This window comes from Streptomyces sp. ME02-8801-2C, from assembly GCF_033793965.1.
Lineage (GTDB): Bacteria > Actinomycetota > Actinomycetes > Streptomycetales > Streptomycetaceae > Streptomyces.
In genome coordinates this window covers 1-18,363 of the sequence record NZ_JARAXP010000036.1, presented here as the reverse complement: position 1 = coordinate 18,363, position 18,363 = coordinate 1, and the positions used below count along the sequence as shown (strand labels likewise).

Genomic DNA, 18,363 nt, shown 5'->3' with positions numbered 1-18,363 from the left:
GGTAGTAGGGGCGGCGGGGGCGAAAACACCCCACCACCCCCCACCGGCACCTACGTCGTCCGCCTCCGCCGAGCCCCCGGCCGCCGCTCACTGGGCCGAGTAACCGGATCCCCGGACTCCACAGCGGAAGCCCTCCGCCGCAGCCCGAAGTCCGCCAACGCCTCCGCCAACTTGTGCACAGACGGCTCCGGAGCCATGACATCGACCCGCAGCCCATGCTCCTCAGCGGTCTTGGCCGTGGCCGGCCCGATACAAGCGATCACCGTCACGTTGTGCGGCTTGCCCGCGATCCCCACCAGGTTGCGCACAGTGGACGACGACGTGAAGAGAACGGCGTCGAAGCCACCCCCCTTGATCGCCTCCCGCGTCTCCTGCGGCGGCGGCGACGCCCGCACGGTCCGGTAGGCGGTGACGTCGTCGACCTCCCAGCCCAGCTCGATCAGCCCGGCGACCAGCGTCTCCGTGGCGATATCGGCCCGAGGCAGGAAAACACGGTCGATCGGATCGAAGACCGGATCGTAGGGAGGCCAGTCCTCCAGCAACCCGGCAGCCGACTGCTCCCCACTGGGCACCAGATCGGGCTTCACACCAAAGGCGACCAACGCCTTGGCTGTCTGCTCCCCAACCGCCGCGACCTTGATCCCGGCAAAGGCACGGGCATCGAGCCCGTACTCCTCGAACTTCTCCCGAACAGCCTTCACCGCGTTCACCGAGGTGAAAGCGATCCACTCATACCGCCCGGTAACGAGCCCCTTGACGGCCCGCTCCATCTGCTGGGGCGTGCGCGGCGGCTCGACGGCGATCGTCGGCACCTCGTGCGGCACGGCCCCATAGGACCGCAGCTGGTCGGAGAGCGACGCCGCCTGCTCCTTCGTACGCGGCACCAGCACCCGCCACCCGAACAGCGGCTTGCTCTCGAACCACGACAACTGCTCGCGCTGAGCGGGCGCGGACCGCTCGCCGACCACGGCTATCACCGGCCGGCCACCGTCGGGCGACGGCAGCACCTTGCCCTGCTTGAACGTCTGGGCGATGGTCCCCAGCGTCGCCGTCCAGGTCCGCTGGCGCGTCGTGGTCCCGGCGATCGTCACGGTCAGCGGGGTGTCGGGCTTGCGCCCGGCCGCGACCAGCTCGCCCGCCGCCGCGGCGACGGAGTCCAGGGTCGCCGAGACGACGACCGTCCCGTCCGAGGCCCCGACCTCGGTCCAGCACCGGTCGGACGCGGTGCGGGCGTCCACGAAACGGACGTCCGCGCCCTGCGCGTCCCGCAGCGGCACACCGGCGTACGCGGGCACGCCCACGGCGGCCGCGACGCCCGGTACCACCTCGAACGGGACGCCCGCGCGGGCGCACGCCAGCATCTCTCCGGCGGCGTACGTGTCGAGCCCGGGATCCCCGGACACCGCACGGACGACCCGCCTGCCGCCCCGCGCGGCCTCCATGACAAGATGTGCGGCATCCCGCACAGCGGGTACACCAACGGTCGTTGACGCGCCGTCAACCACCGTTAGTTGAGGCGTGCCTGTGCCTGGATGCGTGCTGCCAATAGGCGTGTCCAATTCGGTGTCGAGCTCGGCAACGCCTTGTCTGGCGTGCGTGCGTACGACGTCGAGCACCTCGTGCTCGGCGACCAGTACGTCCGCGTTCGCCAGCGCCTCGACGGCGCGCAGAGTCAGTAGTCCCGGATCCCCGGGTCCGGCACCCAGAAAGGTGACGTGCCCATGGTCCGGACCGGCGGGAAGGGTGGTGGGGCTCACTGTGCTCGCTCCCCCATCAGACCGGCCGCGCCCTTGGCAAGCATCTCGGCTGCGAGTTCACGGCCGAGCGCCATTGCTTGGTCGTACGTCTCGGGCACGGGACCGGTGGTGGACAGCTGCACCAGCGTCGAGCCGTCGGTCGTGCCGACGACGCCGCGCAGGCGCATCTCCTTGACAATCTGCCCGTCGGCCAGAAGGTCGGCCAGCGCGCCCACAGGGGCGCTGCAACCGGCCTCCAGGGCGGCGAGCAGTGACCGTTCGGCGGTCACGGCGACCCGGGTGTCCGGGTCGTCGAGCGCGCCGAGTGCCGCGATGAGGTCGGAGTCGTGGGAGGTGTTCCCCGCTCTGCACTCGATCGCCAGGGCCCCTTGGCCAGGGGCAGGCAGAACCATGTCGACCGACAGGAAGTCGGTCACTTCGTCGGCGCGCCCGATCCGGTTGAGCCCGGCCGCGGCCAGGACAACGGCATCCAGCTCACCACGTCTCACGAACCCGATCCGGGTGTCGACGTTCCCCCGGACCGGTACGACCTCGACGCTCAGCCCATGGGCACGCGCGTACGCGTTCAGCTGGGCGGTGCGCCGCGTCGACCCCGTCCCCACCCGCGCGCCGGGCGGCAGGTCGGTGAACTTCAGGTCGTCGCGGGCCACGAGCACGTCACGCGGATCCTCGCGCTCCGGTACGGCGGCCAGCACCAGGTCGTCGGGCTGCGCGGTCGGCAGGTCCTTCAGCGAGTGCACCGCGAAGTCGACCTCCCCGCGCAGCAACGCGTCGCGCAGGGCGGTCACGAAGACGCCCGTGCCGCCGATCTGGGCGAGGTCCTCACGGGACACATCGCCGTACGTGGTGATCTCGACCAGCTCGACGGGCCGCCCGGTCAGCCGCCGCACGGCGTCCGCGACCTGCCCGGACTGGGCCAGGGCGAGTTGACTCCGCCGGGTCCCAAGTCTCAGCGCCCCTGGTGCTGGCCCTCGTGCTGGCTCACTCATGCTCGCCCTCGGTTCTCGGCGTGGCCGTCTTCGTTGTCCGCGTTGTCCGCCCGGGACACGGAGGCGACCGTCTCCTGGTCGAGGTCGAACAGGGTGCGCAGCGCGTCCGCGTACCCGGCGCCGCCGGGCTCGGCCGCGAGCTGCTTGACCCGTACGGTCGGCGCGTGCAGCAGTTTGTCGACGACGCGCCGCACGGTCTGGGTGATCTCGGCGCGGTGCTTCTCGTCGAGGCCGGGCAGCCGACCGTCGAGCCGGGCGATCTCACCGGCGACCACATCGGCGGCCATGGCGCGCAGCGCCACGACGGTGGGTGTGATGTGCGCGGCCCGCAGGGCGGCCCCGAAGGCGGCGACCTCGTCGGCGACGATCCGCCGGACCTGGTCGACGTCGGCCGCCATCGGAGCGTCCGCCGAGGCCTCGGCCAGCGACTCGATGTCCACCAGCCGTACGCCGGGCAGCCGGTGCGCGGCGGCGTCGACGTCCCGGGGCATCGCGAGGTCGAGCAGCGAGAGCACGGGAGCGGGCCGCGGCACACCGACGACCACCTCGGGGCGCCGGCGCTCGGGAATCCGTCCGAGGGTGGCCGCGGTCAGGGCGAGCGCGGCGATCAGCTCACGGTCGTCGTCCGGCGTACGTCGACCGGCTTCCCGGCGGTCGGCGGTGCCGTTGTCCACCCAGGCCGCGTGCTGCTCCAGGGTCGCCGCGTCCATCCCGGCGACGGCGGCCTCGCCCATCACGGAGAACCCGGCCGACTCCTGCACGGCCTGCCCGGCCGGGGCGGCGGTCAGGTCGAGCGGACAGCCGTCCTCCGTACCGATGCTGGTGGGCGGCAGGACGGCCCGTATGTCACCCTTCGCGGTGGTACGAGGCGGCAGCCCGGCCTCGTCCGCCGGCACCCGGCCCTCGACGGCCGCCGCGATGGTCGCGGCGGTGAGGACGAGCCCGGTCGCGCCGGTACAGGAAACGGCTATTTCGGCACGTGTCAGCTCGAAAGGCACCGATTCCATAGGAACAGCACGGGCGAACACGGAGCCCGCCCCGCCCTCGCTGTTCTCCCCGTTCTCGCTGCTCTCGCTGTTCTCGTTGATGATCTGCGCGAGCCGCTCGGCACGATCCGGTGTGCGGTTGGCGACGACGATCTCGGCGACGCCGATCCGCGCGAGGGTGGCAGCGGCCAGCGAGGACATCGACCCGGCACCAATGACCAGGGCTTTCTTGCCCGCGGCCCAGGATTCAACCGCAACCCCGGCACCTCTTCCCCCCGCCAGCTCCTGGAGCCCGAAGGTGACCAGGGACTGTCCGGCCCGGTCAATGCCGGTCTCGGAGTGGGCGCGCTTGCCGACCCGCAGCCCCTGCTGGAACAGGTCGTTCAGCAGCCGCCCGGCCGAGTGGAGCTCCTGCGCGAGGGCGAGCGAGTCCTTGATCTGCCCGAGGACCTGGCCCTCGCCGACGACCATGGAGTCGAGCCCGCAGGCGACGGAGAACAGATGGTGGACGGCCCGGTCCTCGTAGTGCACGTACAGATAGGGAGTGAGCTCGTCCAGCCCGACCCCGCTGTGCTGCGCGAGCAGCGTGGACAGCTCGGCGACACCCGCGTGGAACTTGTCGACGTCCGCGTACAGCTCGATGCGGTTGCAGGTGGCGAGCAGCGCCGCCTCGGAGGCGGGTTCGGCGGCGACGGTGTCCTGAAGCAACTTGATCTGCGCGTCCTGGGACAGCGCGGCCCGCTCGAGGACGCTGACCGGAGCACTGCGGTGGCTCAGCCCGACGACGAGAAGACTCATGCCGGCATCACGGCGGGAACGTCCCCGTCAGGCCCATTGCCCTCACCGGCACCAGCACCACTGCTGCCGCCGACCTTGCCATTGCTGCTGCCGGTACGACCCTGCTCCTTGACCGAGACCCGCGCGGCGTCGGCCGCGACCGCTGCGGCATCGGCGGCGGCAGCCGCGGCGTCGGCCTCCTCGCCGGCCTTGCGCTGCTCGTGGAAAGCGAGGATCTGCAACTCGATGGAGAGATCGACCTTGCGTACGTCGACACCGTCCGGAACGGTCAGCACGGTGGGCGCGAAGTTCAGAATGGACGTGACCCCCGCGGCGACGAGCCGGTCACACACGGGCTGAGCGGCACCGGCGGGCGTGGCGATAACGCCAATGGACACACCGTTGTCCGCGATGATCCTTTCCAGATCGTCCGAGTGCTGCACCGGAATACCGGCGACCGGCTTTCCCGACATGGCGGGATCGGCGTCGATGAGCGCGGCCACCCTGAATCCACGGGAGGCGAAGCCGCCGTAGTTCGCGAGGGCGGCGCCGAGATTACCGATGCCGACGATCACTACCGGCCAGTCCTGGGTGAGGCCGAGCTCACGGGAGATCTGGTAAACGAGATACTCGACGTCGTAGCCGACACCGCGCGTTCCGTAAGAACCCAGGTAAGAGAAGTCCTTGCGCAGCTTCGCGGAGTTGACTCCCGCGGCGGCGGCCAGTTCCTCGGAGGAAACCGTGGGTACCGAGCGCTCCGACAGTCCGGTCAGCGCACGGAGGTACAGCGGAAGCCTGGCGACGGTGGCCTCGGGAATCCCTCGGCTGCGGGTCGCCGTTCGGTGAGTTCGGCCAGTTGCCACGGTGCTCCTGCGGGTAGCGCGGGGCTTCAGGCGGTCACACGTCCCCGGACCGCCCCGTCGAAAGCAGGCTATGTCTTTGTGAACGCGTGCACAAAGATGGTGTCCGATTTGCCCGCCCAACGTGACCGGGGTCACGCACCCCCGGCACACGCGTATGGAACCGGCGCACGAGCGCCGCCGCTCCTCGCCGTCACAGGCACCGTTCGGGGGCAAAACCGACACACTCCTCATGAATCCCGCCCCCGAGATCTGAACCGCCCTCGATCCTAAGCGACTTTCCGGACCACTTGGACTGCTCGTTCGGCACTTGGTCAGAACTCGACCACTCGGTAATCGATCGGGAATCTATGTGAGGGCTTTGCGAAGACGTTCTTCGTCGACGCGCCAGAAGGTGTGCTGGGCACCGTCGATGAGCACGACAGGGATCTGTTCCCAGTACTCACGGTTGAGTTCTTCGTCCTGGGTGATGTCCTTCTGTTCCCACGGCACCCCAAGATCCGCGCACACCTTCTCGACAACCACCTGTGCGTCATCACACAAATGACAACCGGGCTTCCGGATCAACGTGACGAGCCGAGACTGGGGATCACGGCGGTCGACGCGCCGGAACAAGGGACTCATACGCCCATTGTCCCGCGCGCCCCGGGCAGCCTCCGGACCCGTGGCGGGAAGGGTCCGATCCGCTTCTTTAACCGCACCGTTCCGGAGAGTTCACAACCTTCGAACCTCGCGACTCCGGAAGCACCGAACAAACTGGCTATGCTCACGTCATGGCCGCTCTCGGATGGCTCACTCCCCGTAGGCGCTCCGCCACGGCGCGAAGCGTGTTGGCAGGCGAGGCCTCGGCGGAGGCAGCGCGCAAATCCTCCCAGGAGCTGGAGGAACTGACGCATGCGCCGGTTCCCCCGGGCACCGGGGAGGAACCGGCGTTCCCCGTCCTCGGGGACGACAAGGCCGCCGCTTTCTTCGATCTCGACAACACCGTGATGCAAGGCGCCGCGATCTTCCACTTCGGGCGGGGCCTGTACAAGCGGAAGTTCTTCGAGACCCGCGATCTCTACCGGTTCGCCTGGCAGCAGGCGTGGTTCAGGCTGGCCGGCATCGAGGACCCCGAGCACATGCAGGACGCCCGGGACTCCGCCCTCTCCATCGTCAAGGGCCACCGCGTCGCCGAACTGATGTCGATCGGCGAGGAGATCTACGACGAGTACATGGCCGAACGCATCTGGCCGGGCACGCGCGCACTGGCCCAGGCACACCTGGACGCGGGCCAGAAGGTGTGGCTGGTGACGGCGGCCCCCGTCGAGATCGCCACCGTCATCGCCCGCCGCCTGGGCCTGACGGGCGCCCTGGGCACGGTCGCGGAGTCGGTCGACGGCGTATACACGGGCAAGTTGGTGGGCGAGCCCCTGCACGGCCCGGCGAAAGCAGAGGCCGTACGAGCCCTGGCGGCGGCCGAAGGCCTGGTCCTCCCCCGCTGCGCGGCGTACAGCGACTCGCACAACGACATCCCGATGCTGTCCCTGGTGGGCCACCCCTACGCGATCAACCCGGACGCCAAACTCCGCAAACACGCCCGCCAACTGGACTGGCGTCTGAGGGACTACCGCACAGGCCGCAAGGCGGCAAAGGTAGGCATCCCGGCAGCAGCAGGAGTAGGAGCGGTAGCAGGCGGCACAGCAGCAGCAATCGCCCTACACCGCCGCCGCCGCTGAGCCCACTCCCCCTCGAGAGCCCCGACCGCGACACCTCCCTTCACACCCCCGGCCCGCACCTCCCTGCACGCCCCGGCCCGCATCTCCCTGCACGCCCCCGGCCCGCACCTCCCTTCACGCCCCCGGCCCGCATCTCCCTTTACAACCCCAGCCCGCATCGCCCTTTACAACCCCGGGCGCGGCGTCCCTTCACGCCCCCGGCCCGCACCTTTCCTCACAGCCCCGGCCGCAGCAGCTCCCTCAACAACCCCGACCAGCGCCTCCCTTTCAGCCCTGGGCGCGGCACCCCTTCACAGCCCCGGCCCGCATCTCCCCTTACAGCCCGGACCCGCACCCCTCTCAACAGCCTCAGGGCACCTCTTCAGCGCCGGCCCGCATTTCCAGCCCGTCCGGCGTTTGAGGACAAGGCCCGTTCAGGGCCGAAGCGGGGGCCTGGGGGCGCAGCCCCCAGGGACAGGATGGGACGGGTAGGGGCGGCGGGGGCGAAAGAAACAACCTTTCGCCCACCGCACCCCCGTACCCCCCTCCACCAGCCCCCCATCCCCCACCCAGCCACAACACGCCCCGACCAGACCTCAACCCGCCCTGAATCGATCAACAACCAGTCACACTGCGGCACTTCAACGGGCACCAATACGTAACAGAAGCGACGTAATCGATGATTTGAGCAACCGGGTGTAGCAGTGCCTGCACGAAGCGTTATTCTCCTCAGACGCAAACCGGTACCCCTCCGTCGCCACGACGGGTGAACGGTCCCGCACTGCACGTGATGGAAGCTCTGCCTCTGGGAGTCCCGTGTACCCACACGTCGGGGTTGACGCCTCGGGCCTGGCTACGCTGCGCGCAACGGTCCTAGACCTGTTGCGCGGCTTCGTCCCCACCGCGTACGCCGCCCCCGCATTCGCCACCGCCGCACCACTCGGCCCGTGCTACGCGCTGGCCGACGGCACCGCCGCGGTCGGCAGACGAGGGCGCGCCGCCGGCGCCGCCACCACTCGCCGCCCCGCCGCGGACAGTGACAGCGCCCGCATGATGGACCTTGTCGAGCGAGCACAGGCCGGCGAGGCCGACGCCTTCGGCCGCCTTTACGACCAGTACAGCGACACTGTGTACCGGTACATCTACTACCGGGTGGGCGGAAAGGCCACCGCCGAGGACCTGACGAGCGAGACGTTCCTGCGCGCCCTGCGCCGCATCGGAACCTTCACCTGGCAGGGCCGCGACTTCGGCGCGTGGCTCGTCACCATCGCCCGCAACCTCGTCGCCGACCACTTCAAGTCCAGCCGTTTCCGGCTCGAAGTGACCACCGGCGAGATGCTGGACGCCAACGAGGTCGAGCGCTCACCGGAGGACTCCGTCCTGGAGTCCCTCTCGAACGCGGCTCTCCTCGACGCCGTACGACGCCTCAACCCCCAGCAGCAGGAGTGCGTGACGCTGCGCTTCCTCCAGGGGCTGTCCGTCGCCGAGACCGCGCGCGTGATGGGCAAGAACGAGGGCGCAATCAAGACCCTCCAGTACCGCGCCGTCCGTACCCTCGCCCGGCTCCTCCCGGAAGACGCCCGCTGAGTACCGCACGAGGTACTCCACGCACGGACCCCGCAGCACGCCTCACCCCGCACGACTCCTCACCCTGCCTCGCGAACACCCCTCGCCGACTCCACCCCTCGCGGACTCCACCCACCCGGCGTCCGCCCAACCGGGCTGCGCCCACCCAGCTTCCACCCGCCCCGAATCCGCACACTCAGCGACCGCCAACTCACCTTCGGTGAAAGTCCGTTGAGTTCGCGGTCCGATCATCCGCCGTCCGTAACCCAAGTGCCGTGCCACTCGTTGTGCGGGATACAGGCTCCCTGTGGTCACTCCCCGACCGTCTTCGATCATCCGATCGAGTGGAGGTGTTCGGGGTTGTGCAACCCTCAGGACCCCCTGGGGAGCCGACCGTCATGACGAGAGGAGGTGCCGCCAGTGATCGCGAACGTTTCGGCGCACCGGCGGGCGAACGCCTTCGCCCAGGCCCTGGAGGAGCTGTCCGACCGGGACTCGGCGGCCGAGCAGCCCGAAGGACCGGCACCGGACCCTGACCCGGAGTCGGCCCCGGCTGCCGCGGAACAGGCCGACCACCGGGCGGACCACCAGGCGGATCCCCGGGCGGAACGGACCGAACCGGGCCGCCTCGTGGCCCTCGCGACCGGCCTCGGCGAACTACCGAAGCCGGTGCTCGACCCCGCGGTCAAGGTGGTCCACCGGGCCCAGTTGGTGGCCGCGATGGAGGCCATGCTGCGGGACGGCACTGTGCCGGGAGGCGGGGCGGCGAACCCTACGGTGCCCGAGCAGCGCTCCCGGGCGAAGGGCAGCCACAGGGCGAGCGGGCTGGGGAAGTTGCGACCCCGTACACGGCTGACGAAGGGACTCGCCGCCGGCGGTCTCAGCGTGGGCGTGGCGGCGGGAGCCTTCGGCGGTGTCGCCGCTGCCAGCTCCGACGCCCTGCCGGGTGACTCGCTCTACGGCCTCAAGCGCGGCATCGAGGACGTCAAGCTCAACTACCTGACCGACGGCGACAACGAACGAGGCCAGGTCTATCTCGACCAGGCCTCGACACGGCTCAGTGAGGCCCGTCGGCTGATGGAGCGCGACCGCGCCGGCCAGCTCGACCACGAGTCGCTCGGCGAGATCCGCCGCGCTCTCTCCGGGATGCGGCACGACGCGTCCGAGGGACACCGCCTGCTGCACGAGGCGTACCGGCACGACCCCGACTCCCTGGGCCCCATCCAGGCGCTGGACGCGTTCTCCCGCTCCCACCGGGAGGCCTGGGGCGCCCTGCGCGAACGCCTCCCGGTGCAGCTCGGGGACGTGAGCCAGGAGGTGTCGTCGGTCTTCGACGCCATAGACGAAGAGGTCGCCCCGCTCCAGTCCATGCTTCCGAAGCCGCCCTCCTCCAAGAGCAGCTCGGGCGGCACCGGACACGGTGGTGGCGGAGGTGAGCGGCAGAGCTCCGGACCGGCGTCGGGCACGAGCTCGTCCGGTTCCGACCGGTCGGCCGCACCCAGCGACACCGGGGGCCACGCGGTCGGCGGGCGCGAGTCCAACAGTGGCAACCCCAAGCCGTCCGCCTCGGGCACCAGCAGCGACGGCCTGCTCGGCGGCAACACCGGCGGCCTCCTCGACCCGCCCCAGAACAGCGGCACGGCATCCCCGTCGACGACCACCCCGTCGAACGCCGCCGAACCGGACGTCACCCTCCCACCGCTCCTCCCGGGCCTGCTGCCCGGCCTGGGCATCGACGGCGAGGACGCGAGCTAGAGCAGCCCGCGGTACGACAGTCGGGGGCGCCCTTCGCCATGAAGGGCGCCCCCGACCACGTACGCCGTACTCGTTTTTCGCAGCTCAGAAGAAAACAGACCGCCGCTGCACCAGCAGCTTGTAAAGGGTGTGCTGGATCTGCTCCCTGACCTGGTCCGTCAGGTTGAACATCAGCATCGGGTCCTCGGCCGCCTCCGGCGGATAGCCGTCCGTACGGATCGGCTCGCCGAACTGGATCGTCCACTTCGTGGGCAGCGGGATCGCGCCCAGCGGGCCCAGCCACGGGAACGTCGGCGTGATCGGGAAGTACGGGAAGCCGAGCACCCGGGCCAGCGTCTTGGCGTTGCCGATCATCGGGTAGATCTCCTCCGCCCCCACGATCGAGCACGGGATGATCGGCGCACCCTGCCGCAGCGCCGTCGACACGAAGCCGCCGCGCCCGAAACGCTGCAGCTTGTAGCGCTCGCTGAACGGCTTGCCGATGCCCTTGAAGCCCTCCGGCATCACACCGACCAGTTCGCCGCGCTCCAGGAGCCGTTCCGCGTCCTCCGCGCAGGCCAGGGTGTGACCGGCCTTGCGGGCCAGCTCGTTGACCACCGGGAGCATGAAGACCAGGTCTGCCGCGAGCAGCCGCAGATGCCGGCCCGCCGGATGGTTGTCGTGCACGCCGACCTGCATCATCAGGCCGTCCAGCGGCAGCGTCCCGGAGTGGTTGGCGACGATCAGGGCGCCGCCCTCGGCCGGGATGTTCTCGATGCCCTTGACCTCGACCCGGAAGTACTTCTCGTACAGCGGGCGGACCAGCGACATCAGGACCTGGTCGGTGAGCTCGGCGTCGTAGCCGAAGTCGTCGACCTCGTAGTCCCCGGTGAGCCGACGCCGCAGGAAGGACAACCCGCCCGCGATACGCCGTTCCAGGCCGCCGACAGCGCCGCCGTCCGCGGCGGACGACAGGGCAGGACGCCCGGACCGGCCCTCGGACTCCTGGGGCTGCTGGGACTCCTGCGGCGGCTGTTGCTCTCGTGTCACCTGAACATCATCCTGCGGCCGGGCCCTTCCCGGCAGGGGCTGGACCTCGTGAACCACCGCGGGTTCGCCCTTGCGCCGGCCGCTCCCCGCGCTCCGGCGGCGCGACGGCCGCGCGGCGGCGCCCGCGCGGGACCTGTCGTCGTCGAACGGAATGACCTTGGCATCCGCCATCGTTGATGCGCTCCTCGGTTGGCGCTCTGCGTCGGTGGGCTGTGTCCGTCAGGTCGCTTTCGCGGCTGTCCCGCTCGTCGTGCCCGTCCCGCCTGTCGTGCCCGGGGTGCCGCCACTGCCCGCGAAGGGTACGAAGGGCAGCGCGGCGATCCGGTCGACGACCCCGGCGAGAGCGGCCGGCGGCAGCAGGCCGGGGCCACGGACGCGCGCGAAGTCCTCGAAGGTCTCGGCGGTCGTGAACTTCGGCTGGTAGCCCAGCGTCTCGCGCATCTGGTTCGTCGCCACGACCCGGCCGTGCGTGAGCAACCGGATCTGCTCGGGCGAGAAGTCCGTCATTCCCAGCGTACGCACCAGCGACCCGGTCCAGGTGACGGCGGGCAGCAGCAACGGAACGGTGGGACGGCCGAGCCGTCGCGAGCACTGCGACAGCAGCAGCACCCCGTCGCCGGCGATGTTGAACGTGCCGCTGTTGAGCGTGCCGCGTTCCGGCTCGTGCGAGGCGATGCGCAGGACCTCGATCACGTCGTCCTCGTGCACGAACTGCAGCCGGGGGTCGTAGCCGAACACCGTCGGCAGGACCGGCATCCCGAAGTACTGGGCGAGCGGCGAGTCCGCGGTCGGCCCCAGGATGTTGGCGAAGCGCAGCACGGCCACGGCGACGTCGGGCCGGCGCCGCGCGAACCCCCGTACATAGCCCTCGACCTCCACCGCGTCCTTCGCGAAGCCGCCGCTGGGCAGCGACTTGGGCGAGGTCGTCTCGGTGAAGACCGCCGGATCCCGGGGCGCGGACCCGTACACGTTCGTACTGGACTTCACGACCAGCCGTTTCACGGCGGGCGACTTCTGGCAGGCACCCAGCAACTGCATGGTGCCGATGACGTTGGTCTCCTTGACCGTGACCCGGCTCCCGCTGCCCAGCGCTATGCCCGTCACGTCAAGGTGGACGACCGTGTCGGCGTTCGTCTCGGCGAGCACCCGCGCGATGGTGGGCTGCCGGATGTCGGCCTGGATGAAGTCGGCGCCGCCCAGATGGTGCTCGGGCGGAATGGCGTCCACGGCGATGACCCGCTCCACCTGGGGGTCACGCTGGATCCGCCGTACGAACCGGCCCCCCAGTTGACGGGCCACCCCGGTCACAAGCACGACCTTGCCCAAGATCAGTGCCTTCCTTCCAGCCGTGTTTCCCGTGTGGAGCCCAACCTAGCGGGTTGTTGTTGCGCTGTGATGACCGCCCGAAGCATGAAGTCACGGCACTCCGTACGTACGCACAAGCTAATACGACTGTGGCCCCCCACCGAAAACCGGTGGGGGGCCACAGCCTTCACGCTCTCGCTCGCGCTTTCGCGGCGTCGCGCGGAAGCAGCGATCCCGATCTCGCGATCGGACCGACTACTTCTTGTTGCGACGCTGAACGCGCGTGCGCTTCAGCAGCTTGCGGTGCTTCTTCTTCGCCATCCGCTTGCGCCGCTTCTTGATAACAGAGCCCACGACTAACCCTCGCTCACTTCTCATCACTCGGCGTTGGGCGCCATGGGCCCATACGACCTACAAGGGGCCAGCCTACCCGTCCGAGCGCTGAGGTCGTAATCGAGGTCAACCGAGGAGATCAGACGGGACCCGTGATGCCCTGAGGGCCCCTGCCCATACCCCCTCGACCGCCGTCAGGCTGTCTCCACCCCCACATAGCTCTCGCGAAGGTACTCGTGAACCGCTTGTTCCGGGACGCGGAACGACCGTCCTACCCGGATCGCGGGCAGATGACCGCTGTGCACCAACCGGTACACGGTCATCTTCGACACTCGCATCACCGAGGCGACTTCCGCCACGGTAAGGAACTGAACCTCGTTCAGAGGCCTCTCGCCTGCAGCCATGACACACCTGAACCTTCCGCACTCGACTGGCCACCGGCTTCCCCTTCCGGTGACTCTTCGTCGTTGCGTGCTCACTCCCCAATGTAGGGGCGGGTGATGCGAGTGGGGAAGAGGTGCACCCATCGGCGGCCTACTGTGACAGACACGCTCGATTGAGTACGTAGCGGGTAATCGGCCGGTAGTAAGCGGACCGAACAGCATCATCAAGTGGCACGACGACGGACACGCGCCCCTCCGCCTCTCCGACAAAGAGCGCGGGATCGTCCGTATCAGCCAACCCGATGGCCTCGAACCCCAGTTGACCTGCGCCGCAGACCCAGCCGTGGTCCCCGATCACCAACTCCGGGAGCGTTCCGCCGGCCTCGGCGACGGCGTTCAGAACGGTCCGAACCGGGAGCGGCGAGTGCGTGTGTGCGCCGGGCTCACGCCCGGTGGCCCGAGGATGCGGCTCCCGTACGAGCGCGACTCCCCGTACGTAATCAAGGTTGTACGTGCGTAGGCCGAACCGGGTCGTTATGTCGACAGAGCTACCCTGCGCCGGGGTGAGGACATCACATCCCGCCGCCGACAAAGCGTCCGCAAGAGCGACGTAGAAGCCGAGCAGTCGGTGCGGGTGACCGGTGCCCAGGAGTACCGGAACCCGGTGCCGGACGGCTGCGGAGAGTCGCTCAGCAAAGGCGTCGAGAGCCACGAGCGTCCGCTCCGGATCGATCACATCACATCCGGACGTGCACTGCGGATCGGCCGAAACCCCACACCTGTCGGCCATCAACCCGATCAGATCCCGCTGCCGCCAGGTCCACTCGGGATCGAGTCCGATCAGCACCCGGGGGTCCCGGGCGGCGAACAGCCGATAACTCCGCAGACTCTCCTCCCGCGAGGTGGTCACGGGACCCGCGAGACGGGCGGCCAGGAGATGGGCACGGAGGGCGCCGGCACTCAACACGTCAACGATGGTGACCCAGTCACCCACCCCGGATGCCCAAAATGCGGGAAACATCCCCCAGTTGGCGTAACAACGCTGCCCGCACTCAGGCCTCACGGGCCCCGCATCCACATGGGCATCGAGCTCAACATGCTCGCCGGCCACGAGACCACCCCGATGTCCGACGCCGACGACTACTTCACGTACGCGGCCCCGGTGTACTACCCGTCCCGTGACTACCGAACACTTGCCCAGTGCTCCACCCTTCAGGGTGGAGGTGAAGGGCATCCTGCCCATAACGGCCCGGAGGGTCGCAGCGGCATGGCTAGAATCGCCTTGTCGGACAACGGAGTTGTCCGACCTACCGCCGGACGGGCGGGAAGTCAGGCCTGCGGAGGCCACGTGAGACCGACCCTCACCGGTCGGCAGAGGCCCGTGAAACAGGAACCCGCGGTGGTACGGCGAAGCAGTACGGACCGGAATCACCTGCCCTCGGGCAGGTGAGGGCGTCAATGCGTGCAGTGGTCCGGCGTGGTCGGCGATGTCGAGGGGGCCGGCGTGGGCGTCTGCAACTGACGCCTGCGACTGCCGTCGGCGCGGAACCCGCACAGGGACCGACACCGGAACCGGGGCCCGAGCCCACGCTCGGGACCACCGGTGTCGCCCCACCGCACCACCCACCACAACGCACGTCACCTACGCCAGCAACCCCCGCAGCGGAAAGACGGCCTTGCGCGCCGCGATGACCGCCTGGTCCAACCGGTCCGCCGGGTCGTACCCCGACTCCCAGTCCGCGTAGGCCACCGGCCACCGCCCGTCCGTCATCCTCGCCGGCGCCAACTGCCGCGTACGCGCGAACACTTCCTGCCGCCAGCTCTCCGGGATCACCGCCGTGGGTTCGACAGCCCGCCCCGCCGCGATCGCCACCAGGTGCGTCCAGGAACGCGGTACGACCTCCACCACCGCGTATCCGCCCCCGCCCAGGGCGATCCACTTCCCGTCCGCGTACTCGTGCGCGAGTTCGTGACAGGCGACCTGCACCGCCCGCTGCGCGTCCAACGACACGGCGAGATGCGCGAGCGGATCCTCGAAGTGGGTGTCGGCCCCGTGCTGGGTGACCAGCACCTGCGGCCGGAAGTCGGCGATCAGCTCGGGCACGACCGCGTGGAAGGCCCGCAGCCATCCGGCGTCCCCGGTCCCGGCCGGCAAGGCCACATTGACGGCGCTGCCCTCGGCGGGACCCTGCGCCCCCGTCTCCTCGGGCCACCCGGTCTGCGGGAACAGGGTGCGCGGATGCTCGTGCAGCGAGATCGTCAGAACCCGGGGGTCCTCCCAGAACGCGGCCTGGACACCGTCCCCGTGATGCACGTCCACATCCACATAGGCGACCCGCTCGGCCCCCAGCTCCAGCAGCCGGGCGATGGCCAACGACGCGTCGTTGTAGATGCAGAACCCGGACGCGCCCCCGGGCATCGCGTGATGCAGTCCGCCCGCGAAGTTGACGGCGTGCAGCGCCTCCCCGCGCCACACGGCCTCGGCGGCCCCCACCGACTGCCCGGCGATCAACGCGGACACCTCGTGCATCCCGGCGAAGGCCGGATCGTCGGCGGTCCCCAGCCCGTACGCCGCGTCGGCGGCCTCCGGATCGACGGACGCGGCCTTCACCGCCTCGATGTAGTCCTCCCGGTGCACCAGCCGCAACGTCGACTCCCCGGCAGGCTTGGCCGAGACCACGTCCACGTCCTTGTCGAGCCCGAAGGCGTCGACCAGGCGCCGGGTCAGGGCGAGCCGGACCGGATCCATCGGGTGATCCGGACCGAAGTCATAGCCCGTTACTGCTTCGTCCCACATCAGCTGTGCGCGGCCGCTCATGCTCGTCACCGTATCCGGCGCGTCCCGGATCGAACGACCCCGCGTACTTCAAGGTCACCAGAACCAACACCATCGGAACGAGCATCGCCCCACGGTAGTTCCACAGATCACCCAAAGCCCCCACAAGGGGAGAACCAATCAAAAAGCCCACATAGTTGAAGATGTTGAGGCGCGCGACGGCGGCATCGGAGGCCCCGGGGAACAACCGCCCGGCAGCGGCGAAGGTCTGCGGCACGATCACACACAACCCGAGCCCCAGCAGCGTGAACCCGAGCATCCCGACCCACGCCCCGGGCGCCACGGCCACCACCCCGAACCCGAGCGCCGCCACCAGCGCCCCCGCCCGCACGACAGCCACAGCACCGAACCTGCGCACCCCGATGTCCCCGATGGCCCGCCCGACGAGCGTGGTCACCATGTATACGTTGTACGGAACGGTGGCGAGCTGCTCCGAACTCCCGAGCACGTCCTGCAAATACTTCGCACTCCAGTTGGAGACGGTCGAGTCCCCGATGTAGGCGAACGTCATGACCAGACACAGCGGCAACAACATCCGGAAGACGAGAGCGCTGGACCCGGCCCCCTCCCCAGCTGCCGCGTCACCCGACACACCACCCCCGGAGTCGGCCTCACCCTTCGCGTCGACGTACCACCGACTACCGATCGCCGCGGCCGGCAACAGCACAGCCACCACAGGCAGATAGGACACGAACAGAGCGAGATGCCAGTGCGCCCCTGCCCACGCCAGCGAGGCCCCGACGATCCCACCGAGGCTGAACGCCGCATGGAACCCGAGCATGATGCTCCGCCCGTACGCCCGCTGCAGACTCACCCCGAGCATGTTCATCGAGGCGTCCAGCCCCCCGACGGCCAGCCCGAACGCGCCCAGCGCCACCGCGACCTCGGCCACATGATCCCCGGCACCGACACCGAGCAGCGCCAGGAGTACGACGGGCTGCGACCACCTCAGTACGACACTGGGCGGCACCCGCTTGACCAACTGCTCGGCGCAGACGCTACCGACCCCTGCCAGCACCGGCACGGCGGCGAGGAAGAGGGGCAGCAGCGCGTCGGAGATCCCGTACCGGTCCTGGATGGCCGGAATCCGCGTCACGAGCAGCGCGAAGGCGGCACCCTGAGCAAAGAAGCTGAATGCCAGCGAGGCTCTGCCGCGCCGCAGCACATCTGTCATGGCCGCGAGCGTAAGGCCCCGGCTTACTCGTGGGTAGACGATAAGGAAGATGAATTCTGCTCACCTTTGCCGCAACCCCGAGGCCCGCACCTCTTCGGCACCTTGAGTGACAACCAAGGCACGCTCAGTACACAATTCGGCCCTGCCGCCCTGCCCTCAAGCAAGCAGTTCAGCCAACTCGCCCATGCTGCCGAAGAGCCGAGTCGCCCCGACCAGCCGCTCGGCAGGAGTCATGGCGGTGAACCCGAGGACGTCCATCCGGGCCGCGACAGCGGCCCGCACCCCCAGCGGACTGTCCTCCACCACCACACACCGCTCGGCCGGTACCCCCATCCGCTCCGCCGCATGAAAAAACAGATCGGGCGCCGGCTTCCCCCGCCCCACATCCTCCGCACTGAAAACGCGCCCACCGTCGAACCACCTCGCAAGCCCCGTGGTCCGGTGCCCCACCCGAATCCGCTCATGGCTCCCGGAGGAAGCCACGCAGTACGGCACTCCGTCAGCGGCCAGCTTCTCCAGTACGTCGACCACACCGGCCACCGGCTTCAACTCCCGCTCGAAGGCAGCGAACACCCGCGCGTGAAAGACGTCGTCGAAGTCGCCGGGCAACCGCCGCCCACTCCGCTCCTCCACCAGATCGTGCACGCGGTGCATGGCGGACCCCATGTAGTCGCGAAGGGAGTCCTCATACGAGGTCGGATGCCCGAGTTCAGTGAGGTAGGCGGCCAACAGCGTGTTGGAGATCGACTCACTGTCGACGAGAACACCGTCGTTGTCAAAAATGACTAGGTCATAGCGCATAACTGGACCCTAAACGCAGAAAACCCCCGCACTTGAAAGTGCGGGGGTTTTCCCAATATTTGTTCGGCGGTGTCCTACTCTCCCACAGGGTCCCCCCTGCAGTACCATCGGCGCT

16 protein-coding genes are annotated in these 18,363 nt (G+C 69.3%); 3 read left to right on the top strand and 13 right to left on the bottom strand.

Annotated elements, in window-relative coordinates:
- Positions 1 to 50 precede the first annotated feature (50 nt).
- The 5 genes from PV396_RS43740 to PV396_RS43720 all read right to left on the bottom strand — a co-directional run bounded on the left by PV396_RS43740 (position 51) and on the right by PV396_RS43720 (position 5,993).
- A complete protein-coding gene (locus PV396_RS43740) occupies positions 51 to 1,757 on the bottom strand; it encodes a uroporphyrinogen-III synthase (protein ID WP_319213950.1) in 1,707 nt (568 codons plus the stop codon).
- Positions 1,754 to 2,746, bottom strand: a complete 993-nt coding sequence (gene hemC, locus PV396_RS43735) for a hydroxymethylbilane synthase (RefSeq protein WP_319213949.1) — start codon at positions 2,744 to 2,746, stop codon at positions 1,754 to 1,756. The genes PV396_RS43740 and hemC overlap by 4 nt, the downstream gene beginning before the upstream one ends.
- Entirely contained in the window at positions 2,743 to 4,530 is a 1,788-nt protein-coding gene (locus tag PV396_RS43730) for a glutamyl-tRNA reductase (protein ID WP_319213948.1), read from the bottom strand. Before PV396_RS43730 ends, hemC begins: the two co-directional genes overlap by 4 nt.
- A complete protein-coding gene (locus PV396_RS43725; protein ID WP_319213947.1) occupies positions 4,527 to 5,372 on the bottom strand; it encodes a redox-sensing transcriptional repressor Rex in 846 nt (281 codons plus the stop codon). The genes PV396_RS43730 and PV396_RS43725 overlap by 4 nt, the downstream gene beginning before the upstream one ends.
- 345 nt (positions 5,373 to 5,717) lie before the next feature.
- Complete coding sequence (locus PV396_RS43720; RefSeq protein ID WP_319213946.1) at positions 5,718 to 5,993, bottom strand: glutaredoxin family protein; 276 nt, start codon at positions 5,991 to 5,993, stop codon at positions 5,718 to 5,720.
- 149 nt (positions 5,994 to 6,142) lie between these two features.
- On the opposite strand from PV396_RS43720, the gene PV396_RS43715 reads away from it, so the two are divergent.
- The 3 genes from PV396_RS43715 to PV396_RS43705 all read left to right on the top strand — a co-directional run bounded on the left by PV396_RS43715 (position 6,143) and on the right by PV396_RS43705 (position 10,387).
- A complete protein-coding gene (locus tag PV396_RS43715; protein WP_319213945.1) occupies positions 6,143 to 7,087 on the top strand; it encodes an HAD-IB family hydrolase in 945 nt (314 codons plus the stop codon).
- 795 nt (positions 7,088 to 7,882) lie between these two features.
- Complete coding sequence (locus PV396_RS43710; RefSeq protein ID WP_319213944.1) at positions 7,883 to 8,653, top strand: ECF subfamily RNA polymerase sigma factor, BldN family; 771 nt, start codon at positions 7,883 to 7,885, stop codon at positions 8,651 to 8,653.
- A gap of 399 nt (positions 8,654 to 9,052) precedes the next feature.
- Positions 9,053 to 10,387, top strand: coding sequence for a DUF5667 domain-containing protein (locus tag PV396_RS43705; protein WP_319213943.1), 1,335 nt, complete (start codon positions 9,053 to 9,055; stop codon positions 10,385 to 10,387).
- 84 nt (positions 10,388 to 10,471) lie between these two features.
- On the opposite strand, the gene PV396_RS43700 is transcribed toward PV396_RS43705, so the two are convergent.
- From PV396_RS43700 to PV396_RS43665, 8 genes are all read right to left on the bottom strand, one after another.
- Positions 10,472 to 11,587, bottom strand: a complete 1,116-nt coding sequence (locus PV396_RS43700; RefSeq protein WP_319213942.1) for a lysophospholipid acyltransferase family protein — start codon at positions 11,585 to 11,587, stop codon at positions 10,472 to 10,474.
- Between the two features lie 48 nt (positions 11,588 to 11,635).
- Positions 11,636 to 12,742 (bottom strand): NAD-dependent epimerase/dehydratase family protein, encoded by a 1,107-nt coding sequence (locus PV396_RS43695; protein ID WP_319213941.1) that lies wholly within the window; start codon positions 12,740 to 12,742, stop codon positions 11,636 to 11,638.
- 234 nt (positions 12,743 to 12,976) lie between these two features.
- Positions 12,977 to 13,075, bottom strand: a complete 99-nt coding sequence (locus tag PV396_RS43690; protein ID WP_003948845.1) for a 30S ribosomal protein bS22 — start codon at positions 13,073 to 13,075, stop codon at positions 12,977 to 12,979.
- Between the two features lie 173 nt (positions 13,076 to 13,248).
- A complete protein-coding gene (locus PV396_RS43685) occupies positions 13,249 to 13,458 on the bottom strand; it encodes a helix-turn-helix domain-containing protein (RefSeq protein WP_093781815.1) in 210 nt (69 codons plus the stop codon).
- Between the two features lie 130 nt (positions 13,459 to 13,588).
- Entirely contained in the window at positions 13,589 to 14,404 is an 816-nt protein-coding gene (locus PV396_RS43680; RefSeq protein WP_319213963.1) for a phosphatase, read from the bottom strand.
- Between the two features lie 675 nt (positions 14,405 to 15,079).
- Positions 15,080 to 16,255: an acetoin utilization protein AcuC gene (locus tag PV396_RS43675; RefSeq protein ID WP_319213940.1), complete on the bottom strand. Its 1,176-nt coding sequence runs from the start codon at positions 16,253 to 16,255 to the stop codon at positions 15,080 to 15,082.
- On the bottom strand, positions 16,206 to 17,447 hold the full coding sequence (locus tag PV396_RS43670) for an MFS transporter (RefSeq protein WP_319213939.1): 1,242 nt from the start codon (positions 17,445 to 17,447) through the stop codon (positions 16,206 to 16,208). Before PV396_RS43670 ends, PV396_RS43675 begins: the two co-directional genes overlap by 50 nt.
- A 156-nt stretch (positions 17,448 to 17,603) precedes the next feature.
- Positions 17,604 to 18,248, bottom strand: coding sequence for an HAD family hydrolase (locus PV396_RS43665; RefSeq protein WP_319213938.1), 645 nt, complete (start codon positions 18,246 to 18,248; stop codon positions 17,604 to 17,606).
- Positions 18,249 to 18,363: the final 115 nt, after the last annotated feature.